Origin of the sequence: Paracoccus sp. pheM1, assembly GCF_018499825.1 — a bacterium.
Taxonomy (GTDB): domain Bacteria; phylum Pseudomonadota; class Alphaproteobacteria; order Rhodobacterales; family Rhodobacteraceae; genus Paracoccus; species Paracoccus versutus.
The window spans coordinates 1,345,253-1,362,192 of record NZ_JAGXCX010000002.1 but is presented as its reverse complement, the minus strand read 5'-3'; the positions used below and the strand labels follow the sequence as shown (position 1 = coordinate 1,362,192).

General features: G+C 68.6%; 20 protein-coding genes. 11 read left to right on the top strand and 9 right to left on the bottom strand.

From position 1 onward, the window contains the following. Positions 1–22 precede the first annotated feature (22 nt). Entirely contained in the window at positions 23–763 is a 741-nt protein-coding gene (locus KF941_RS20820; protein ID WP_036756360.1) for an RNA methyltransferase, read from the bottom strand. A gap of 76 nt (positions 764–839) precedes the next feature. On the opposite strand from KF941_RS20820, the gene KF941_RS20815 reads away from it, so the two are divergent. From KF941_RS20815 to KF941_RS20805, 3 genes are all read left to right on the top strand, one after another. Further along, positions 840–1,451, top strand: a complete 612-nt coding sequence (locus KF941_RS20815; protein ID WP_114538036.1) for a thiamine phosphate synthase — start codon at positions 840–842, stop codon at positions 1,449–1,451. A 186-nt stretch (positions 1,452–1,637) separates the two neighbouring features. Continuing rightward, entirely contained in the window at positions 1,638–3,197 is a 1,560-nt protein-coding gene (guaA, locus tag KF941_RS20810; RefSeq protein WP_214274395.1) for a glutamine-hydrolyzing GMP synthase, read from the top strand. Positions 3,198–3,381: 184 nt separating this feature from the next. Next, positions 3,382–4,191, top strand: a complete 810-nt coding sequence (locus KF941_RS20805) for a GNAT family N-acetyltransferase (protein WP_214274394.1) — start codon at positions 3,382–3,384, stop codon at positions 4,189–4,191. 6 nt (positions 4,192–4,197) lie between these two features. Here KF941_RS20805 and KF941_RS20800 read toward each other — a convergent pair whose 3' ends face one another. From KF941_RS20800 to alr, 6 genes are all read right to left on the bottom strand, one after another. Further along, positions 4,198–5,127, bottom strand: coding sequence for a CBS domain-containing protein (locus KF941_RS20800; RefSeq protein WP_036756353.1), 930 nt, complete (start codon positions 5,125–5,127; stop codon positions 4,198–4,200). Next, the gene (gene ybeY, locus KF941_RS20795; RefSeq protein WP_214274393.1) at positions 5,124–5,648 is read right to left on the bottom strand and encodes an rRNA maturation RNase YbeY; all 525 of its coding nucleotides are present in this window, start codon (positions 5,646–5,648) and stop codon (positions 5,124–5,126) included. Before ybeY ends, KF941_RS20800 begins: the two co-directional genes overlap by 4 nt. Further along, positions 5,641–6,738 (bottom strand): PhoH family protein, encoded by a 1,098-nt coding sequence (locus KF941_RS20790; protein ID WP_214274392.1) that lies wholly within the window; start codon positions 6,736–6,738, stop codon positions 5,641–5,643. Before KF941_RS20790 ends, ybeY begins: the two co-directional genes overlap by 8 nt. Positions 6,739–6,853: 115 nt before the next feature. Further along, positions 6,854–7,591: an ATP-binding cassette domain-containing protein gene (locus KF941_RS20785; RefSeq protein WP_036756347.1), complete on the bottom strand. Its 738-nt coding sequence runs from the start codon at positions 7,589–7,591 to the stop codon at positions 6,854–6,856. Next, positions 7,591–8,349 (bottom strand): ABC transporter permease, encoded by a 759-nt coding sequence (locus KF941_RS20780; RefSeq protein WP_036756345.1) that lies wholly within the window; start codon positions 8,347–8,349, stop codon positions 7,591–7,593. Before KF941_RS20780 ends, KF941_RS20785 begins: the two co-directional genes overlap by 1 nt. Beyond that, the gene (gene alr, locus KF941_RS20775; RefSeq protein WP_214274391.1) at positions 8,346–9,365 is read right to left on the bottom strand and encodes an alanine racemase; all 1,020 of its coding nucleotides are present in this window, start codon (positions 9,363–9,365) and stop codon (positions 8,346–8,348) included. The genes KF941_RS20780 and alr overlap by 4 nt, the downstream gene beginning before the upstream one ends. A gap of 159 nt (positions 9,366–9,524) precedes the next feature. On the opposite strand from alr, the gene KF941_RS20770 reads away from it, so the two are divergent. The 8 genes from KF941_RS20770 (at position 9,525) to KF941_RS20740 (ending at position 16,127) form a co-directional block, all read left to right on the top strand. Next, positions 9,525–11,057 (top strand): acyl-CoA carboxylase subunit beta, encoded by a 1,533-nt coding sequence (locus KF941_RS20770; protein WP_036756338.1) that lies wholly within the window; start codon positions 9,525–9,527, stop codon positions 11,055–11,057. A gap of 24 nt (positions 11,058–11,081) precedes the next feature. Then, complete coding sequence (locus KF941_RS20765; RefSeq protein WP_072462992.1) at positions 11,082–11,735, top strand: DUF6497 family protein; 654 nt, start codon at positions 11,082–11,084, stop codon at positions 11,733–11,735. Positions 11,736–11,931: 196 nt separating this feature from the next. Beyond that, a complete protein-coding gene (locus KF941_RS28440; RefSeq protein WP_255469682.1) occupies positions 11,932–12,063 on the top strand; it encodes a hypothetical protein in 132 nt (43 codons plus the stop codon). Between the two features lie 93 nt (positions 12,064–12,156). Then, entirely contained in the window at positions 12,157–12,570 is a 414-nt protein-coding gene (locus tag KF941_RS20760; RefSeq protein ID WP_114538029.1) for a hypothetical protein, read from the top strand. Between the two features lie 145 nt (positions 12,571–12,715). Next, on the top strand, positions 12,716–12,961 hold the full coding sequence (locus tag KF941_RS20755; RefSeq protein ID WP_011749921.1) for a hypothetical protein: 246 nt from the start codon (positions 12,716–12,718) through the stop codon (positions 12,959–12,961). 66 nt (positions 12,962–13,027) lie between these two features. Beyond that, positions 13,028–13,240, top strand: coding sequence for a hypothetical protein (locus tag KF941_RS20750; RefSeq protein ID WP_036756331.1), 213 nt, complete (start codon positions 13,028–13,030; stop codon positions 13,238–13,240). 117 nt (positions 13,241–13,357) lie between these two features. After that, a complete protein-coding gene (locus KF941_RS20745; protein ID WP_214274390.1) occupies positions 13,358–15,415 on the top strand; it encodes an acetyl/propionyl/methylcrotonyl-CoA carboxylase subunit alpha in 2,058 nt (685 codons plus the stop codon). Positions 15,416–15,464: 49 nt separating this feature from the next. After that, complete coding sequence (locus KF941_RS20740; protein WP_036756327.1) at positions 15,465–16,127, top strand: hypothetical protein; 663 nt, start codon at positions 15,465–15,467, stop codon at positions 16,125–16,127. On the opposite strand, the gene KF941_RS20735 is transcribed toward KF941_RS20740, so the two are convergent. Next, positions 16,093–16,284 carry a hypothetical protein gene (locus tag KF941_RS20735; protein ID WP_036756324.1) on the bottom strand — a complete coding sequence of 64 codons (192 nt, stop codon included), beginning with the start codon at positions 16,282–16,284 and terminating at the stop codon, positions 16,093–16,095. The genes KF941_RS20740 and KF941_RS20735 overlap by 35 nt on opposite strands. A 102-nt stretch (positions 16,285–16,386) precedes the next feature. Continuing rightward, on the bottom strand, positions 16,387–16,914 hold the full coding sequence (locus KF941_RS20730) for a DUF4174 domain-containing protein (protein WP_036756322.1): 528 nt from the start codon (positions 16,912–16,914) through the stop codon (positions 16,387–16,389). Positions 16,915–16,940: the final 26 nt, after the last annotated feature.

Sequence of the window (16,940 nt, the reverse complement as noted above, 5' to 3'; positions counted from 1 at the left end):
CCCGCCCGCGCCCGGAAATCAATCAGCCGCGGCGGATCAACTGCCGCAGCATGCCGTGGAAGATGCGCGTGTCGGCGCGGGTCAGGGGCAGCCGCGACCAGAGGTTGCGCAATGTCAGCTTCATCGCCGGCGCCTTCTCGGGCGGAAAGAAGAAACCGGCCTCGTCCAGCCGCTCTTCCCAGTGATCGGCCAGCCGCTCGATCTCCAGCCGCGTCGCCTGGACCTCGCCATCGGGGCGGCGGCCATGCGGGGCGGGCTCGGGCGGCAGGCTGTCCTGCGCCCACTCATAGCCGGCCAGCAGCACCGCCTGCGCCAGGTTCAGCGAGGGGAAGTCGGGATTGACCGGCACGGTGATGATGGCATTGGCGCGCGCCACGTCCTCGTTCTCCAGGCCCGCGCGCTCGGGGCCGAAGATCACCGCGACCCGGCCGCCCTGCGCGACCCGGCCGCGGGCATCCGCCATGGCCGTGGCCGGGGTCAGCACCGGCTTGGTCAATTCGCGCCCGCGGGCGGTGGTGGCATAGGCATGATCGACATCGGCCATCGCCTCGGCCAGGGTCGCGAAAACCCGCGCCCGGTCCAGCACCCGGCCGGCCGCACCCGAGGCCATGGCCACGGCGCGCGGGTTCGGCCAGCCGTCGCGCGGCGCCACCAGGCGCATGTCGCTCAGGCCGAAATTCAGCATGGCGCGCGCGGCCGCGCCGATGTTTTCGCCCATCTGCGGGCGGACAAGGATGATCGCCGGTTCCATGGCCGCGGCCATATCCTTCCGCAGACCCACTGGCAAGGCGCGCGGCGCTGCGCTATCTGCTGGCGGAACTCCAGGGGATGACAGCGCCATGACAGACCAGCCCAATTCGCCGCAACTCTACCTGATCGCCCCGGTCGGCGCGGCCGCCTCGACGCTGGGCCCGATGCTGGCCGAGGTCATGGACCGCTTTCCCATTGCCTGCCTGCGCATCCCCGGCGCCGGCACCGAGGAGGAGCTGGGCCGCATCGCCGATCTGGCGCGCGAGATCGCCCATGCCCGCGACGTGGCGGTGGTGATCGAGGACCATGTCCAGCTGGCGCAGCGCCACGGGCTGGACGGCGTGCATCTGACCAATGGCGCGCGCGGCGTGCGCCATGCCCGCAAGGAACTGGGCCAGGACGCCATCGTCGGCACCTTCTGCGGCGCCTCGCGCCACGACGGCATGAACGCGGCCGAGGCGGGGGCGGATTACGTCAGCTTCGGCCCCTGCGGCGCCACCGCGCTCGGCCATGGCGAGACCGCGCCGCTGGACCTGTTCCAATGGTGGTCCGAGATGATCGAGATCCCTGTAGTCGCCGAGGGCGCCCTGACCCCCGCGCTGATCGGCCAGCTGGCCCCCGTCGCCGATTTCATCGCGCTGGGGGCAGAGATCTGGTCCGAACCGGACCCGGCCGAAGCCCTGGGGATTCTCTGGCGCTGACGGCCCCTGCCGCGGCGTTGCATGGGTATTTGAACAACAGAGAAGGCGACGGACCCCGATCGAGCCGCGCTGCCGGCAGAGGCGCGACGGCTGGCCTTCTCTGTTGTTCAAATACCCATGCGGCGGTGCAGCCGGCGATGCGTCAGCCCCCTTGCGAAGCGCCATGCCGCAGCCTAAAGCCTTGCCATGACCCAGCATCAGCGCCTTCTCATCATCGATTTCGGCTCCCAGGTCACGCAGCTGATTGCGCGCCGCCTGCGCGAGCTGAACGTCTATTGCGAAATCCACCCGTTCAACGCGGTGGACGACGCCTTCCTGAAAGCCTTTGCCCCGCAGGCCGTGATCCTGTCGGGCGGGCCGGCCTCGGTCACGCAGGCGGATTCGCCGCGCGCGCCGCAGGGGCTTTTCGATCTGGGGGTGCCGGTCTTCGGCATCTGCTATGGCCAGCAGGTGATGATGGAGCAGCTGGGCGGCCGCGTCGAATCGGGCCATCACGCCGAATATGGCCGCGCCTTCATCGCACCGGCCGAGGGCCACAAGGGCGACGGCATCTTCTCGGGCCTGTTCGAGACCGGCCGCGAGGAGGTCTGGATGAGCCATGGCGACCGGGTGACGCAGCTCGCGCCCGGCTTCGAGGTCATCGGCACCTCGCCCAATGCCCCCTTCGCCATGATCGCGGACGAGGCGCGCCGCTTCTTCGCCGTGCAGTTCCACCCCGAGGTGCATCACACTCCGAACGGCCGGATCATGCTGGAGAACTTCGTCCGCATGGCCGGCTTCACCGGCGACTGGACCATGGCCTCCTATCGCCAGGAGGCGATCCGCAAGATCCGCGAGCAGGTCGGGGACAAGCGGGTGATCTGCGGGCTTTCGGGCGGCGTCGACAGTTCGGTCGCCGCGGTGCTGATCCACGAGGCGATCGGCGACCAGCTGACCTGCGTCTTCGTCGATCACGGGCTTTTGCGGCTGAACGAGGCCGAGGAAGTCGTGACCATGTTCCGCGACAACTACAACATCCCGCTGATCCATGCCGACGAGAGCGAGCTGTTCCTGTCGGCGCTGGAAGGCGTCAGCGACCCCGAGGTCAAGCGCAAGACCATCGGCAAGCTGTTCATCGACGTGTTCCAGAAATACGCGAGCGGGATCGAAGGCGCGGAATTCCTGGCCCAGGGCACGCTTTACCCCGACGTGATCGAATCGGTCAGCTTCTCGGGGGGGCCCTCGGTCACGATCAAGAGCCACCACAACGTCGGCGGCTTGCCCGAGAAGATGGGGCTGAAGCTGGTCGAGCCGCTGCGCGAACTCTTCAAGGACGAGGTCCGCGCACTTGGCCGCGAACTCGGCCTGCCCGAGAAATTCATCGGCCGCCATCCCTTCCCCGGCCCCGGCCTTGCCATCCGCTGTCCGGGCGAGATCACCCGCGACAAGCTGGAGATCCTGCGCAAGGCGGATGCGGTCTTCATCGACCAGATCCGCAAGCACGGGCTTTACGACGAGATCTGGCAGGCCTTCGTCGCCATCCTTCCCGTCCGCACCGTCGGCGTCATGGGCGACGGGCGCACCTACGACTATGCCTGCGCCTTGCGCGCGGTGACCTCGGTCGATGGCATGACGGCGGATTACTATCCCTTCAGCCACCAGTTCCTGGGCGAGACGGCGACGCGGATCATCAACGAGATCAAGGGCATCAACCGCTGCACCTATGACATCACCTCGAAGCCACCGGGCACGATCGAGTGGGAATGACCCCGAGGGGCGGCCGCTGCGCCGCCCTTTTCGTTTCAGGGGCTGCATTCGGGGCAAGGCGCGGCTTTGCAAATTGACAAGGACGGCGCAATGCCGCCCGATAAGGTTATCGCTGCTAACGGTTCCGGCCGCGGGAAGCCGCCGTCGTCCATCGTTGCGGCCCGTTCACGACGAGGATCTTGCCATGAGTTGCGCCTGCGGACAGAACCACAACCACGCCCCCCCGCCCATCCTGGGCGGCGAGGAGATCCCCCTGGAAAAACCGCTGGTCTCGCTGACCGGCCGGCTGATCTGCAAGGATGCGGCCCAGATGATGCTGGCCATGGACCTGCTGACCGAGCATGTCGCGCTGAGCCGGGCCGAACCCGGCAACCTGCGCTTCGACCTGTGGCAGTCCGAGGATCCGCTGGTCTGGGAACTGAACGAGCTTTACGCCGACGACGAGGCTTTCGAAGCGCATCGTGCCCGGCTGGAACATAGCCGCTGGGGCCGCGAGAGCCATGGCATCGGGCGCGATTTCACCCGCAGCGATCCCCTGCCGCGCATCCGGGCCGAGCTGGCGCATGATCGCGCCGCGGTGTCCGACCTGCTGGCGCGCGCCTTCGACGGCCCGGCCGAGGCGCGGCTGGTCGAGACCCTGCGCGGGGCGGGCGACCTTGCGCTGTCGCTGGTGGCCGAGGCCGAGGGCACGGTGATCGGCCATATCGCCCTGTCGCCGCTGGCGGCCGAGGGGCCGGCCCTGGCCCTGGCGCCGCTGGCAGTGCATCCCGCCGTGCAGTCGCGCGGCATCGGCACGGCGCTGGTCCGCGCCGCCCTGGCGGCATTCGACGACCATACCATCGTGGTGCTGGGCGATCCGGCCTATTACCGCCGCTTCGGCTTTGTCCCGGCCGACCTGGAATCGCCCTATGCCGGGCCGCATCTGATGGCGCTGGGGCCGCGGCTGCCCGCAGGCAGCCGCATCGTCCATGCGCCGGCCTTCGCCGGGCTCTGAGCCGGCTCAGCCTTCGGCCGGGGGTGGCGGCTCGGGTTGCGGCAACCGCAGCCGCACCCGCTTGACCCGGCGCGGATCGGCGTCGATGATCTCGAACTCGGCGCCGCTTTCATGCGGGATCACCTCGCCGCGCACCGGCACGCGGCCGGTCAGCATGAAGATCAGCCCGCCCAGCGTGTCGATCTCCTCCTCTTCCTCGTCGGTGGCCAGGCGCAGGCCGGTCTGGGCCTCGACATCCTCCAGCGCGGCGCGGGCCTGGATCAGCCATTGGCCGGGCTGTTCCTGGATCACCAGGCCGCCTTCGATCTCGTCATGCTCGTCCTCGATCTCGCCGATGACCTGTTCGATCAGGTCCTCGATGGTGACGAGCCCGTCCACCCCGCCATATTCGTCGATCACCAGCGCCATGTGGATGCGCTTCTGCTGCATCTGCTGCAGCAGAACGCCGATCGGCATCGAGGGCGGCACGTAAAGCAGCGGCCGCAGCATCGGGCGCAGCGCGAACTTGACCGGAGCCTTGGCGCCGAAGCCGTATTTCAGCGCCAGATCCTTCAGGTGGATCAGCCCCAGCGGGCTGTCCAGCGTGCCGCGAAACACCGGGATGCGGGAAAAGCCGTGTTCGCGGAACATCTCGACCAGTTCGGGCAGGGTGGCCGTGACCGGCGCGGCGACGATCTCGGCCTTGGGCACGGCCACGTCGTCGACGCGCATCCGCCGCAGGTTGACCATCCCCGGAACGCCCGCCGGCGGGGCGGCAGGGCCCCTGTCGCGGGCCTCGGCGCCGGCCGGCTCGGCCTCGCCGCCGCCGAATGCGCCCAGGATGCGCCCCAGAAAGCCGCGCGATTGCGGCAGGTCACGCCCGTCCCCGCCTGTGCCATCCGCCCATGAGGCGGGTTCGGCGGAAACGGGCGTGTCGGGACTTCGGTCGTTGGTCATGTCTCATGTTCCAGGTAAGGGTCGGGGATGCCCAGCTTGCCCAGGATCGAGCGTTCGGCATCCTCCATGGTTTCGGCATCCTCGTCGTGGATATGGTCATAGCCTGCAAGATGCAGCATGGCATGGACCAGCAGATGCATGGCGTGATCGGCGAAGGGCTTGCCCTGCGCCTCGGCCTCGCGCAGGCAGGTGTCGTAGGCGATGGCGATGTCGCCCAGTTCCTCGACTTCGGGCGGTTCGGGATGGGCGCCGGGCAGGCGCGCATCGAACTCGACCGCGGGCCAGCTCAGCACGTTGGTCGGCTTGGGCTTGCCGCGGAACTCGGCGTTCAGCGCGGCGATGCGGGCGTCGTCGCAGCCCATGACGACGACCTGGAACGCGCCCAGATCCAGCCATTCGCCGACCGCGCGCGCGGCGCGCTCGGCCATGGCGGGCAGGCCGGCGTCCTCCCAGCGGTCGTCCTCCAGCACGATGTCGACGATCTCCAGCGCCTCGTCGGGCGCATCGGCGCTGTCAGGCATCGCCCTGCCCCCCCGAGGCCAGCCGCGGCTCGCGCCGCGGTATGCGCTGGCCGCGCTCGTCGAAGATCTCGCCGCGGGCTAGCGCCGCCTCGGCCTCGGCGTCATAGGCCTCGATGATGCGGGCGACCAGCGTATGGCGCACCACGTCCTTGGCGGTGAAATAGCTGAAGCTGATGCCCTTGATGTCCTTGAGGATCTTTTCGGCCTCGACCAGGCCCGAATGCACGCCGCGCGGCAGGTCGATCTGGGTGCGGTCGCCTGTGACGACCATGCGCGAGCCCTCGCCCAGCCGGGTCAGGAACATCTTCATCTGCATGGTGGTGGCGTTCTGCGCCTCGTCCAGCACCACGAAGCTGTTCGACAGCGTGCGGCCGCGCATGAAGGCCAGGGGCGCGATCTCGATGCGCTTTTCCTCCATCAGCTTCTGCACCTGCTTGGCCGGCAGGAAGTCGTTCAGCGCGTCGTAGAGCGGCTGCATGTAGGGATCGACCTTTTCCTTCATGTCGCCGGGCAGGAAGCCCAGCCGCTCGCCCGCCTCGACGGCGGGGCGCGACAGGATGATGCGATCCACATGGCCGCCGATCAGCATGGTCACGCCCACCGCCACCGCCAGATAGGTCTTGCCGGTGCCCGCCGGGCCGATGCCGAAGGCCAGCTCGTTGGCGAACAGCGCGCGGACATAGTCCTTTTGCGCATCGGTGCGCGGCTCGACGGTCTTCTTGCGGGTGCGCAGCTCGATCGGGCCGGTCTGGAACATCTCCAGCTGCTCGGCCGGGCTGGGGCCGTCGACCACCGTCTCGGCCCCCATGCGCAGCGCCGCCTCGACCTCGGCCATCTCGACCGGGCGGCCCTGCTCCAGCCGGGCGTAAAGCGCGCGCAGCACCTGCGCCGCCTCGGCCTGGGCCTCGACCGGACCCACGACGGACAGAAGGTTGCCGCGTCGCAGGATATGCACCTTCAGCGCCTCCTCGATCCGCGCGAGATAGCGGTCATACGGGCCGCAGAGGTCGATCAGCAGCCGGTTGTCGTGAAATTCCAGCAGGGTTTCGCCGGGGGTCGCGGTCGCGGGATGCGTAGGGGTCAGACCCAAATTCGTCTCCGAGGTGGGGTTCTCAGTAACTCATGGTTGCAACTGAGCGGGATTCGCACAAGGGGGGCGGGCCCGCAGTTTCGGATTTGCCGTCGATTCGGCGAAAAAACGGACATCACGCCTGCGGCCCGCGCGCCATGGGCCGGGCGCGCCCTGCGACGAAATCACGCAGGTAATCGTCCTCGGCCGCGTCCATCTCCGCCACCCCGCCCTGCCAGCGGACCCGTCCGCGATCCAACAGCGCCACCCGGTCGGCGATGGCGCGCACCGAGCTCATGTCATGGGTGATGGTGATGGCGGTGGCGCCGGTCTCGTCGACGATGCCGCGGATCAGCGCATTGATCGCCGCGGCCCGGATCGGGTCCAGCCCGGTCGTCGGCTCGTCGAAGAAGATCACCTTCGGGTCGGCGGCGATGGCGCGGGCCAGCCCGGCGCGCTTGCGCATCCCGCCCGAGAGTTCCGCCGGGTAAAGATCCGCCACCTCGGGGCCCAGGCCGACGCGGGCCAGCTTTTCGATGGCGATGGCGCGGGCGCGGGCCTTGGGCATCGTCCGCAGCAGGCGAAAGGCGACGTTGCGCCAGACCGGCAGGCTGTCGAACAGCGCCGCGTTCTGGAACAGCATGCCGAAGCCCTCCATGAAGGCGGCGCGCCGGCCGGCCAGCGGCTGGCCCTGCCACAAGACCGCGCCGGCATCGGGCGTCTCCAGCCCCAGGATGCAGCGCAAAAGCACCGATTTCCCGGTGCCCGAGCCGCCGATCACCACCAGGCTTTCGCCCTGGGCCAGATCCAGCTCGACCCCGTCCAGCACCCGCTTGGCGCCATAGGCTTTGCAAATCCCGCGCACCGCCAGCATCAGAAGAACAGCCCCGTCAGCGCGAAATTCGCGGCCAGGATGCCGACCGAGGCGGCGACCACGGCATTGGTCGTGGCCCGTCCGACGCCCGCGGCACCGCCCGCCGCCGTCATGCCGAACCAGCAGCCCGACAGCGCCACGATCAGCCCGAACACGGCGCCCTTCAGCAGGCCCGAGACCACGTCCCAGCTTTCCAGATAGGCCCAGGAATTGGACAGGTAGATCGCCGAGTTGAACCCCAGCGCATTCACCCCGATCAGCCAGCCGCCCATGATGCCGATCACGTCGCCCACGCCGACCAGCACCGGCACGCACAGCAGCGCCGCCCACAGCCGGGGCGAGACCAGCCAGCCCATGGGATCGGTGGACAGCGTCACCAGCGCGTCGATCTGTTCGGTGACGCGCATGGTGCCCAGCTCGGCGGCGATGGCGCTGGCGACGCGGGCCGCGACCATCAGCCCGCCCAGGACCGGGCCAAGCTCGCGCGCCATGCCGATGGCGACGATGGCCGGCACCACGTCGCCGGCCTGGAAGCGCTCGCCCCCGGAATGGATCTGCAAGGCCAGCGCCGCGCCGGTGAACAGCGCCGTCAGCCCGACCACCGGCAGCGACAGCCAGCCGATCTGCATGACCTGCCGCGCCAGTTCCGCCGGATGCTGCCCGATGCCGGCCAGGCCGCGCAGGGCAAAAATCGTCACCCGCCCGGTCAGCCGGGTCAGACCGATCACCGCCCTGCCGGTCAGCCGGGCCGGGTTCACAGCCAGCGACGCTCGTAGCGCCGGCCCAGCGAGGTCAGGATCTCGTATCCGATGGTGCCCGACAGCGCCGCCAGGGCGTCCACGCCCTGCCGCGCGTTCAGGATCTCCAGCGCCGGGGGCACGTCGGGCAGGTCGGTCACGTCGACGGTGATCAGGTCCATCGAGATGCGGCCGATCACCGGGCAGGCGCGCTCGCCCGACCAGAGCGTCAGCTTGCCGTCCCGCGCCAGGGCCCGCGCCAGCCCGTCGGCATAGCCCGCCGCCACCGTCGCCACCCGCGACGGCCGCGCGGCCGTCCAGGCATAGCCGTAGCCCACGGATTCGCCGGGGCGTACCTCGCGCGTCTGGATCACCGGCAAGGCCAGCGTGACCACGGGCTGCGCATCGCCGAACGGCTCGCCGCCGTAAAGCCCGATGCCCGGCCGCACCAGGTCGAAATGATAGTCCGGCCCCAGCAGGATGCCCCCCGTCGCGGCCAGCGAGCGCGGCACGGCCACGCCCTCGGTCATGGCGCGGAAGGCGGCGAGTTGCTGGGCATTGGCCGCATGGTCCGGCTCGTCGGCGCAGGCCAGGTGCGACATGATCAGCGCCGGGCCGGCCGCCAGGGCCTCGGTGCGGATGGCGGCCCATTCGCCGGGCTCGATCCCCAGCCGGTTCATGCCGCTGTCCAGCTGGATGCCAAAAGGCCCGCGCGGCCGCAGCGCCCGGTCGCGGAAGAACTGCTCGGGACTGTTCAGCAGCGGGATCAGCCCGGCCAGGTCCGCGCCCTCCATATGGCCCGACAGCACGAAGATGCGCGCATCCTCGGGCAAAAGCGGCCGGATCGCCCGCCCCTCGCCGGCCAGCGCCACGAAGAAATCCCGCGCCCCCGCCGCGTAAAGCGCCGGGGCCACGCGATCCGCGCCCAGACCATAGGCGTCGGCCTTGACCACCGCCGCCGCCCGCGCGCCGTGGGCCTTTGCCGCGAGCGCTTTCCAATTGGCCACGACGGCCGCAAGATCAATGACGAGTCCCATGGCAGCGGCATGGCTCTTGCCCTTGCCCGCGTCAAGGGTTTTAGCAATTTTGCTGTTTGCAGCGAAATTATCTAGCATATTTTGCAAATATTCGCCTTTCCGCTTCCCGCACCCGCGCCAAGCCGGTAGTTTGCGCCAAACCGGAAAGGGAGACGGCTCATGAAGGACATCCTGGGCGAACTGGAATCGCGCCGCCGCGATGCGCGGCTGGGCGGCGGGCAGCGGCGCATCGACGCCCAGCACGCCCGCGGCAAGCTGACCGCGCGCGAGCGGCTCGAGCTGTTGCTGGACGAGGGGTCGTTCGAGGAATTCGACATGTTCGTCCGCCACCGCTCGACCGATTTCGGCATGGAGGAGGACCGCCCCTATGGCGACGGCGTCGTCACCGGCTGGGGCACGATCAACGGCCGCATGGTCTATGTGTTCTCGCAGGACTTCACCGTCTTCGGCGGCTCGCTGTCGGAAACCCATGCGCAGAAGATCTGCAAGATCATGGACATGGCGGTGCAGAACGGCGCGCCGGTGATCGGGCTGAACGATTCCGGCGGCGCGCGGATCCAGGAGGGCGTGGCCAGCCTTGCCGGCTATGCCGACGTGTTCCAGCGCAACATCATGGCCTCGGGCGTGGTGCCGCAGATCAGCGTCATCATGGGCCCCTGCGCCGGCGGCGCGGTCTATTCGCCGGCGATGACCGACTTCATCTTCATGGTCAAGGACACCAGCTACATGTTCGTGACCGGCCCGGACGTGGTCAAGACGGTGACGAACGAGGTGGTGACGGCCGAACAGCTGGGCGGCGCCTCGACCCATACCAAGAAAAGCTCGGTCGCCGACGGCGCCTTCGAAAACGACGTCGAGGCCATGTCGGAAATCCGCCGTCTGGTCGACTTCCTGCCGCTCAACAACCGCGAAAAGGCGCCGAGCCGGCCGTTCTTCGACGACCCGGCCCGCGTCGAATCCAGCCTCGACACGCTGATCCCCGACAACCCGAACCAGCCCTACGACATGAAGGAGCTGATCCTGAAGGTCGCGGACGAGGGCGATTTCTACGAGATCCAGAAGGATTTCGCCGGCAATATCATCACCGGCTTCATCCGCATCGAGGGCCAGACCGTCGGCGTCGTCGCCAACCAGCCGATGGTGCTGGCCGGTTGCCTCGACATCGATTCCAGCCGCAAGGCCGCGCGCTTCGTGCGCTTCTGCGACGCCTTCGAGATCCCGATCCTGACCTTCGTTGACGTGCCGGGCTTCCTGCCGGGCACCGGGCAGGAATATGGCGGCGTCATCAAGCATGGCGCCAAGCTGCTCTTTGCCTATGGCGAGGCGACGGTGCCGAAAGTGACCGTCATCACCCGCAAGGCCTATGGCGGGGCCTATGACGTCATGGCCTCCAAGCACCTGCGCGGCGATTTCAACTATGCCTGGCCCACGGCGGAAATCGCGGTGATGGGCGCCAAGGGCGCGGTCGAGATCCTGTATCGCAGCGAGTTGGGCGATACCGACAAGATCGCCAACCGCACCAAGGATTACGAAGACCGCTTTGCCAATCCCTTCGTCGCCGCCGAGAAAGGCTTCATCGACGAGGTGATCCAGCCGCATTCGACCCGCCGCCGCGTCGCGCGCGCTTTTGCCAGCCTGCGCGGCAAGAAGCTGTCGAACCCCTGGAAGAAGCACGACAACATCCCGCTGTAACGGCGGGAGACCGAGGGAGGAAACATGTCGGGAGTTGCGGTGATCGGCCTTGCGCTGGTGCCCTCGGCCGTTCTGGCCGGGTTGGCCGGCGCCGCCCTCGCGCAAGAGCCGGGGGCGGACATCACCCTGCCCTCGGGCGCGGTGGTGCGCTGGCTGGAAACCCGCCACGACAATTCCGGCGGCATGGGCCTGACCTATCGCTTTCGCTTCGTCATGCCCGACCTGGCGCAGCGCGTGCCCGCGACCGTCGGTCCCGCCTCGGACTTTGCGCCGGACGAGGCGCGCGCGCCGATCGAGATCGACACCGAAAGCGACGAGGCCTGGGAGGACGGGGCCGATGACGGGCTGATCGACCCGGCCACGCTGGAGGATCTGGCCCAGGCGGACCTTCCCGACCCGGCCGACGAAGAGGCCGCCGACGCCCTGGTCGGCGCCCCGGTCCTGCCCGCCGCGCCCGATGTGCTGGCGCAGGATCCGGTGCATGAGGACATCGTCTGGCTGTGCGAGAACTGGGCCCTGCCCCGCATCGCCGCCCCCGCGCCGCGGCCCAGCCAGATCGTCATCAGCCTGGCCGACCGCGAGATCCCCTTTGGCGCCTTCGACCCCGAGGCGGTGCAGGTCTTCGAGGCGTTCGGCCTGCCGCCCGACCGCGACGCCTGCGAATGGGAGCCGTGGTGATGTCTGCGGTGATGCCCGCCCTTTGCCACCCTGATGCAAGCCTGCCACAGCGCCAGGCACCCGCACGACTGCGGCCTCAACGCGCCTGTCGGCGCTTCGCGGCGCTGGCTATCATGCCGCCGCGGTCGCATGAGGCGGCCGAATCTCAACCGAGCAGTCGGGACTTGTCGGTCCCGCATCACAGGAGCACGACGACATGTCGAAAAAGCTTGCACTCGCCCTCGTCCTGGTCGGCCTCGCCGCAGCCTGCGCCAAGAAAGAGCCGGAAGTCGCCCCGATTCCGGTCCAGCCCGAGCCTGTTTTCCAGGGCAAATACGGCGCCAACTAAGCCATTGGCCGCGCGCGGGCTGCCTGGCGGCCCGCGCCATCTGCGTTCCGCCCGGCCCCCGCGCGACAACGCAATCCTGCAAGGGGGCAAGACATGCTGAAGCATCGCGGCTTTCCGGGCCGCCTTCCCGGCACCGATTTCCAGTTCATCATCCGCCGCGCCAACAAGAAGGGCGCGACACCCCTGGTCCGGCGCGAGCGCTATCGCGACCGCAAGCCTGCCGACCGCCGCGCCGATACCGCCTTCCTGGCGGCCTTGATCCAGCATTTCGGCGAGGAACCCTTTGCCCGCGGCAACCTGGATGCCGGGCGGCTGTCCTGGCTGATCGGCCGCGAGGTGATCGCGGTCGGCAAGCTTGATCCCACCGATTACGACCAGCTGCTGCGCGTCGACATGAAGCGCGCCGAGGCAAGCTTTCCCGAGCTTTTCGCCCAGGACGCCCCGGAGTTCGACTGGGACGATGCCGGCTGGGACGAGGACGACTGGGACGACGAGGACGAAGACTGATGGCCGGCCGAAGGATGGGCGGATTGCCGCGTAGTCTTGTCTTTTCACACCGTTGTCAGTTTCTTCCGGGGTTGGCGCGTGCAATATTGTGCGCACCTCTATCACCAACGGCCCGGAAGCGGGTCCATAATACAGGCAAAACGCTATGCAAAAATCCGTCATCCTTCGTCTTTCCGGCGCGGTCCTGCTGGTCGCCGGCCTTGCCGCCTGCGAACAGGGCTATGGCGGCGGCTCGACCCTTTCGCCCGACGCGCAGCGCGCGGCCGGCGGCGCGCTGGCCGGTGCGGCCGTGGCAAAGATCATCGACGGTGACGTGGCCACCGGCGCGCTCATCGGCGCCGCGGGCGGTGCGCTTTGCGACGACGCCGGCGTCTGCCAGCGCCGCTACTGATTTCAACAGGGCGGCAGGCGCTGCACCGACGGCTCGCGCCGCCGCCCGCATCCCGGAGCAAACGAGATGTCCAAGAAACTCGTCCTCGTGCTTGGCCTCGGTCTGTTCGGCCTGGCCGGCTGCACCCAAGGCATCAATCCGACCGACATGGACCGCGGCATCATCGGTGCCGGTGTCGGCGCAACCGCTGCCCATGTGGGCGGCCATGATGTCGCCAAGGGCGCGGCGATCGGCGCCGTCGCCGGTGCGCTTTGCGACGACGTGCGGCTGTGCCAATAACGCCTTCGCCACGCTGACGGCGCGCCCGCGCGCGCCCGCCCAGCCTTTTTCCAGCCGTCCCGGCAGCCTGCCGGGGCGGCTTTTTCACGTTCGGGATCTGCCCCAAGGGAAAGAAGCATGTTCAAGAAAATCCTGATCGCCAACCGGGGCGAGATCGCCTGCCGGGTCATCAAGACCGCCAAGAAGATGGGCATCCAGACCGTCGCCGTCTATTCCGACGCCGACCGCAATGCGCTGCATGTCAAGATGGCCGACGAGGCGATCCACATCGGCCCGCCGCCCGCGAACCAGTCCTATATCGTGATCGACAAGATCATGGAGGCGATCCGCCGGACCGGCGCCGAGGCGGTGCATCCCGGCTATGGCTTCCTGTCCGAGAACATGAAATTCGCCGAGGCGCTGGAAAAGGAAGGCGTCACCTTCATCGGCCCGCCCTCGCCCGCCATCGAGGCGATGGGCGACAAGATCACCTCGAAGAAACTGGCGCAGGAGGCCGGGGTCAGCACGGTTCCGGGCTACATGGGCCTGATCGCCGATGCCGACGAGGCGGTGAAGATCTCGGGCCAGATCGGCTATCCGGTGATGATCAAGGCCAGCGCCGGCGGCGGCGGCAAGGGCATGCGCATCGCCTGGAACGACCAGGAGGCGCGCGAGGGCTTCGAATCCTCGAAGAACGAGGCGGCGAACAGCTTTGGCGACGACCGCATCTTCATCGAGAAGTTCGTCACCCAGCCCCGGCATATCGAGATCCAGGTGCTGGCCGACAAGCACGGCAATTGTGTCTATCTGCACGAGCGCGAATGCTCGATCCAGCGCCGCAACCAGAAGGTGATCGAGGAGGCGCCCTCGCCCTTCCTGGACGAGGCGACGCGCAAGGCCATGGGCGAGCAGGCCTGCGCGCTGGCCAAGGCGGTGGGCTACACCTCGGCCGGCACGGTCGAATTCATCGTCGATGCGCAGAAGAACTTCTACTTCCTGGAAATGAACACCCGCCTGCAAGTCGAGCATCCGGTGACGGAACTGATCACCGGCATCGACCTGGTCGAGCAGATGATCCGCGTCGCCGCGGGCGAGCCGCTGCCCTTTGCCCAGGCCGACCTGAAGATCAACGGCTGGGCCATCGAAAGCCGGCTTTACGCCGAGGATCCCTATCGCAACTTCCTGCCCTCGATCGGGCGGCTGACCCGCTATCGCCCGCCGGCCGAGACCGCGGCCGGCCCGATGCAGCCCGCCGACACCTGGGTGCCCGCCCATCCCGGCGACCACCCGCCGGCGGCCGCGACCGGGGTGCGCAACGATACCGGCGTCTACGAGGGCGGCGAGATCAGCATGTATTACGACCCGATGATCGCCAAGCTCTGCACCTGGGCGCCGAACCGGGCCGAGGCCATCGAGCAGATGCGCCTGGCGCTGGACGAGTTCGAGGTCGAGGGCATCGGCCACAACCTGCCCTTCCTGTCGGCGGTGATGGACCACCCGAAATTCGTCTCGGGCGACATTTCCACGGCCTTCATCGCCGAGGAATATCCCGACGGCTTCCTGGGCGCGACCCTGCCCGAGGCCGAGATCACCCGCGTCGCCGCCTCGGCCGCGGCCATGCACCGGGTCGCGGAGATCCGCCGCACCCGCATCTCGGGGCGGCTCGACAACCATGAACGCCATGTGGGCGAGCATTGGGTCGTCTTCGTCGCCGGCAAGGAGATCCCGGTGCGCATCACCGCCGACCGCCAGGGCTCGACGGTCGAGATCGACGGGCGCAAGCTGCGGGTCGAAAGCGACTGGCTGCCCGGCCAGTCGCTGGCGCGGCTGTCGGTCGACGGTGCCCCCCTGGTGATGAAGGTGGACCGGCTGCCCTCGGGCTTCCGGCTGCGGGTGCGCGGCGCCGACCTCAAGACCTATGTCCGCCGTCCGCGCGCCGCCGAGCTGGCGCGGCTGATGCCCGAGAAGCTGCCGCCCGACACCTCGAAATTCCTGCTTTGCCCGATGCCGGGCCTGGTGGTCAGGATCAATGTCGAGGCCGGGGACGAGGTGCAGGAGGGCCAGGCGCTGGCCACGGTCGAGGCGATGAAGATGGAAAACATCCTGCGCGCCGAAAAGAAGGCCGTGGTGAAATCCGTGAACGCCAAGCCGGGCGAAAGCCTCAAGGTCGATGACGTGATCATCGAGTTCGAGTGACGGGAAACCGCCGGGCGCCCGCCAGCGCCCGGCACGAGGATCGGGAACCATGCCGCTTCTGGACGACTATCTCAGCCCCCATGCGCAGCAGGCGTTGATCGCCGGGCTGTTCATCGCCGCGGGCTGGTGGGTCGTCGCCTTCCAGAACCGCCGGCGCGACGCCAAGCTGCGCGCCGAGCGGGTCGGCGACGTGCAGCGCGCGCTGCTGGCCGAGATCCGCGCCCATGTCGTGGCGCTGGAAGCGCAGCGGCTGGACGAGGACGAGGCGCAGCGGCTGCTGGACAGCCTGCGCGACAGCGGCCGGGTGCCGGTGATCCCGACCCAGGCCAACGACCGGATCTTTGCCGCCATCCTCGACGAGGTGCATGTCCTTCCGGCCTCGGTCATCGACCCGGTCGTGACCTATTACCGGCAGCTTTCCGTCATGGCCGCCTTTGCCGAGGCGATCCGCAGCCAGGCCAGGAAGGACGCGGCCCGCGCGGTCGAGATGTTCGGGGATTACCTGGGACTGACCGAGGCGGCGCGCGAGACCGGGCACGAGGCGATGCGGCTGCTCATGGCCAGCATCTTCGGCGGCGAGCGGGCGGTTCAGGAATTGCTGCAACAGGAGGAACGGACGAGCGCCGGGCGCATCGCCGCCGCCCTGCCCGGCGAGTTGGCGGAACTGCGCGACCGCCTCAGTAGGCGATCTTCGGACCGGAGCGGCCTTTGATGGGTTTCAGACCGACGATGATGGCCATCTCATTGGCGGTGCGGGCACGGGCCAGCCGCTCGGCCAGCGAGGCCGCGACCGGGCCCGGCTTGGGCTGGCCGGACACCGTCGCCGGGGCGGGTTCTTCCGTCGCGCGCAGCAAGGGCGTTTTGGCCATCGAGCTTCTCCTTGTCACCGGGCATCCGTGCGGCCCTGCCCCCAAGATAATGCCTGGGCGGCCGTCCCGCAACGGAATCGCTGCGATTTTCGCCATGCCGCGTCACGGCAGGCCGGCGCGGCCGATTTCCTGCAGGCGCAGCGGGAACTTGTCGATGGCCCGCGTGATCTCGCGCACCGACCAGGGCACGGGCTTGCGCTGCTTGACTTGGCCGTCCTTGTCCATCAGCACCAGCGAAAACCCCTCGGGGCGCAATTGCCGGCGCCAGATGCTTGCCGCCGCCGGCTCGGTATCGGTGACGACCACCACGTCGCGGGCGATCAGCGGCGCCGGGTCGCGCTGCAAGGCGGCCAGCTGCTCGATGAAGGCCGGATCGGCGGCGGTATCGGCAAAGATCACCACCGGCCGGGCCTGCCACCTGAACTCGGCCGGATCGGCCTCGGCGGCGGGCAGCACCGTCAATTCGCCCGCAGGCGTTTCGGGACGCGCGGGCGTCCCCGTCTCGCTGCGCGCGGCGGGCACTTCGCCGCGGACATATGGGCGATGGCCGTCGGCCTCGCCTTCGGGCCTTGGACCCATCGCCGCCACCAGCGGCACCACGACCAGCAAAATCAACCGTTTCAGTTTCATCGCCCCCTCTTCTCCTCATTCATATA

Coding starts and splice junctions, on each gene's coding strand:
- KF941_RS20820 (WP_036756360.1), bottom strand. CDS start 763: ATGGCCGCGGCCATGGAACCGGCGATCATCCTTGTCCGCCCGCAGATG.
- KF941_RS20815 (WP_114538036.1), top strand. CDS start 840: ATGACAGACCAGCCCAATTCGCCGCAACTCTACCTGATCGCCCCGGTC.
- guaA (WP_214274395.1), top strand. CDS start 1,638: ATGACCCAGCATCAGCGCCTTCTCATCATCGATTTCGGCTCCCAGGTC.
- KF941_RS20805 (WP_214274394.1), top strand. CDS start 3,382: ATGAGTTGCGCCTGCGGACAGAACCACAACCACGCCCCCCCGCCCATC.
- KF941_RS20800 (WP_036756353.1), bottom strand. CDS start 5,127: ATGACCAACGACCGAAGTCCCGACACGCCCGTTTCCGCCGAACCCGCC.
- ybeY (WP_214274393.1), bottom strand. CDS start 5,648: ATGCCTGACAGCGCCGATGCGCCCGACGAGGCGCTGGAGATCGTCGAC.
- KF941_RS20785 (WP_036756347.1), bottom strand. CDS start 7,591: ATGCTGGCGGTGCGCGGGATTTGCAAAGCCTATGGCGCCAAGCGGGTG.
- alr (WP_214274391.1), bottom strand. CDS start 9,365: ATGGGACTCGTCATTGATCTTGCGGCCGTCGTGGCCAATTGGAAAGCG.
- KF941_RS20770 (WP_036756338.1), top strand. CDS start 9,525: ATGAAGGACATCCTGGGCGAACTGGAATCGCGCCGCCGCGATGCGCGG.
- KF941_RS20765 (WP_072462992.1), top strand. CDS start 11,082: ATGTCGGGAGTTGCGGTGATCGGCCTTGCGCTGGTGCCCTCGGCCGTT.
- KF941_RS28440 (WP_255469682.1), top strand. CDS start 11,932: ATGTCGAAAAAGCTTGCACTCGCCCTCGTCCTGGTCGGCCTCGCCGCA.
- KF941_RS20760 (WP_114538029.1), top strand. CDS start 12,157: ATGCTGAAGCATCGCGGCTTTCCGGGCCGCCTTCCCGGCACCGATTTC.
- KF941_RS20755 (WP_011749921.1), top strand. CDS start 12,716: ATGCAAAAATCCGTCATCCTTCGTCTTTCCGGCGCGGTCCTGCTGGTC.
- KF941_RS20750 (WP_036756331.1), top strand. CDS start 13,028: ATGTCCAAGAAACTCGTCCTCGTGCTTGGCCTCGGTCTGTTCGGCCTG.
- KF941_RS20745 (WP_214274390.1), top strand. CDS start 13,358: ATGTTCAAGAAAATCCTGATCGCCAACCGGGGCGAGATCGCCTGCCGG.
- KF941_RS20740 (WP_036756327.1), top strand. CDS start 15,465: ATGCCGCTTCTGGACGACTATCTCAGCCCCCATGCGCAGCAGGCGTTG.
- KF941_RS20735 (WP_036756324.1), bottom strand. CDS start 16,284: ATGGCCAAAACGCCCTTGCTGCGCGCGACGGAAGAACCCGCCCCGGCG.
- KF941_RS20730 (WP_036756322.1), bottom strand. CDS start 16,914: ATGAAACTGAAACGGTTGATTTTGCTGGTCGTGGTGCCGCTGGTGGCG.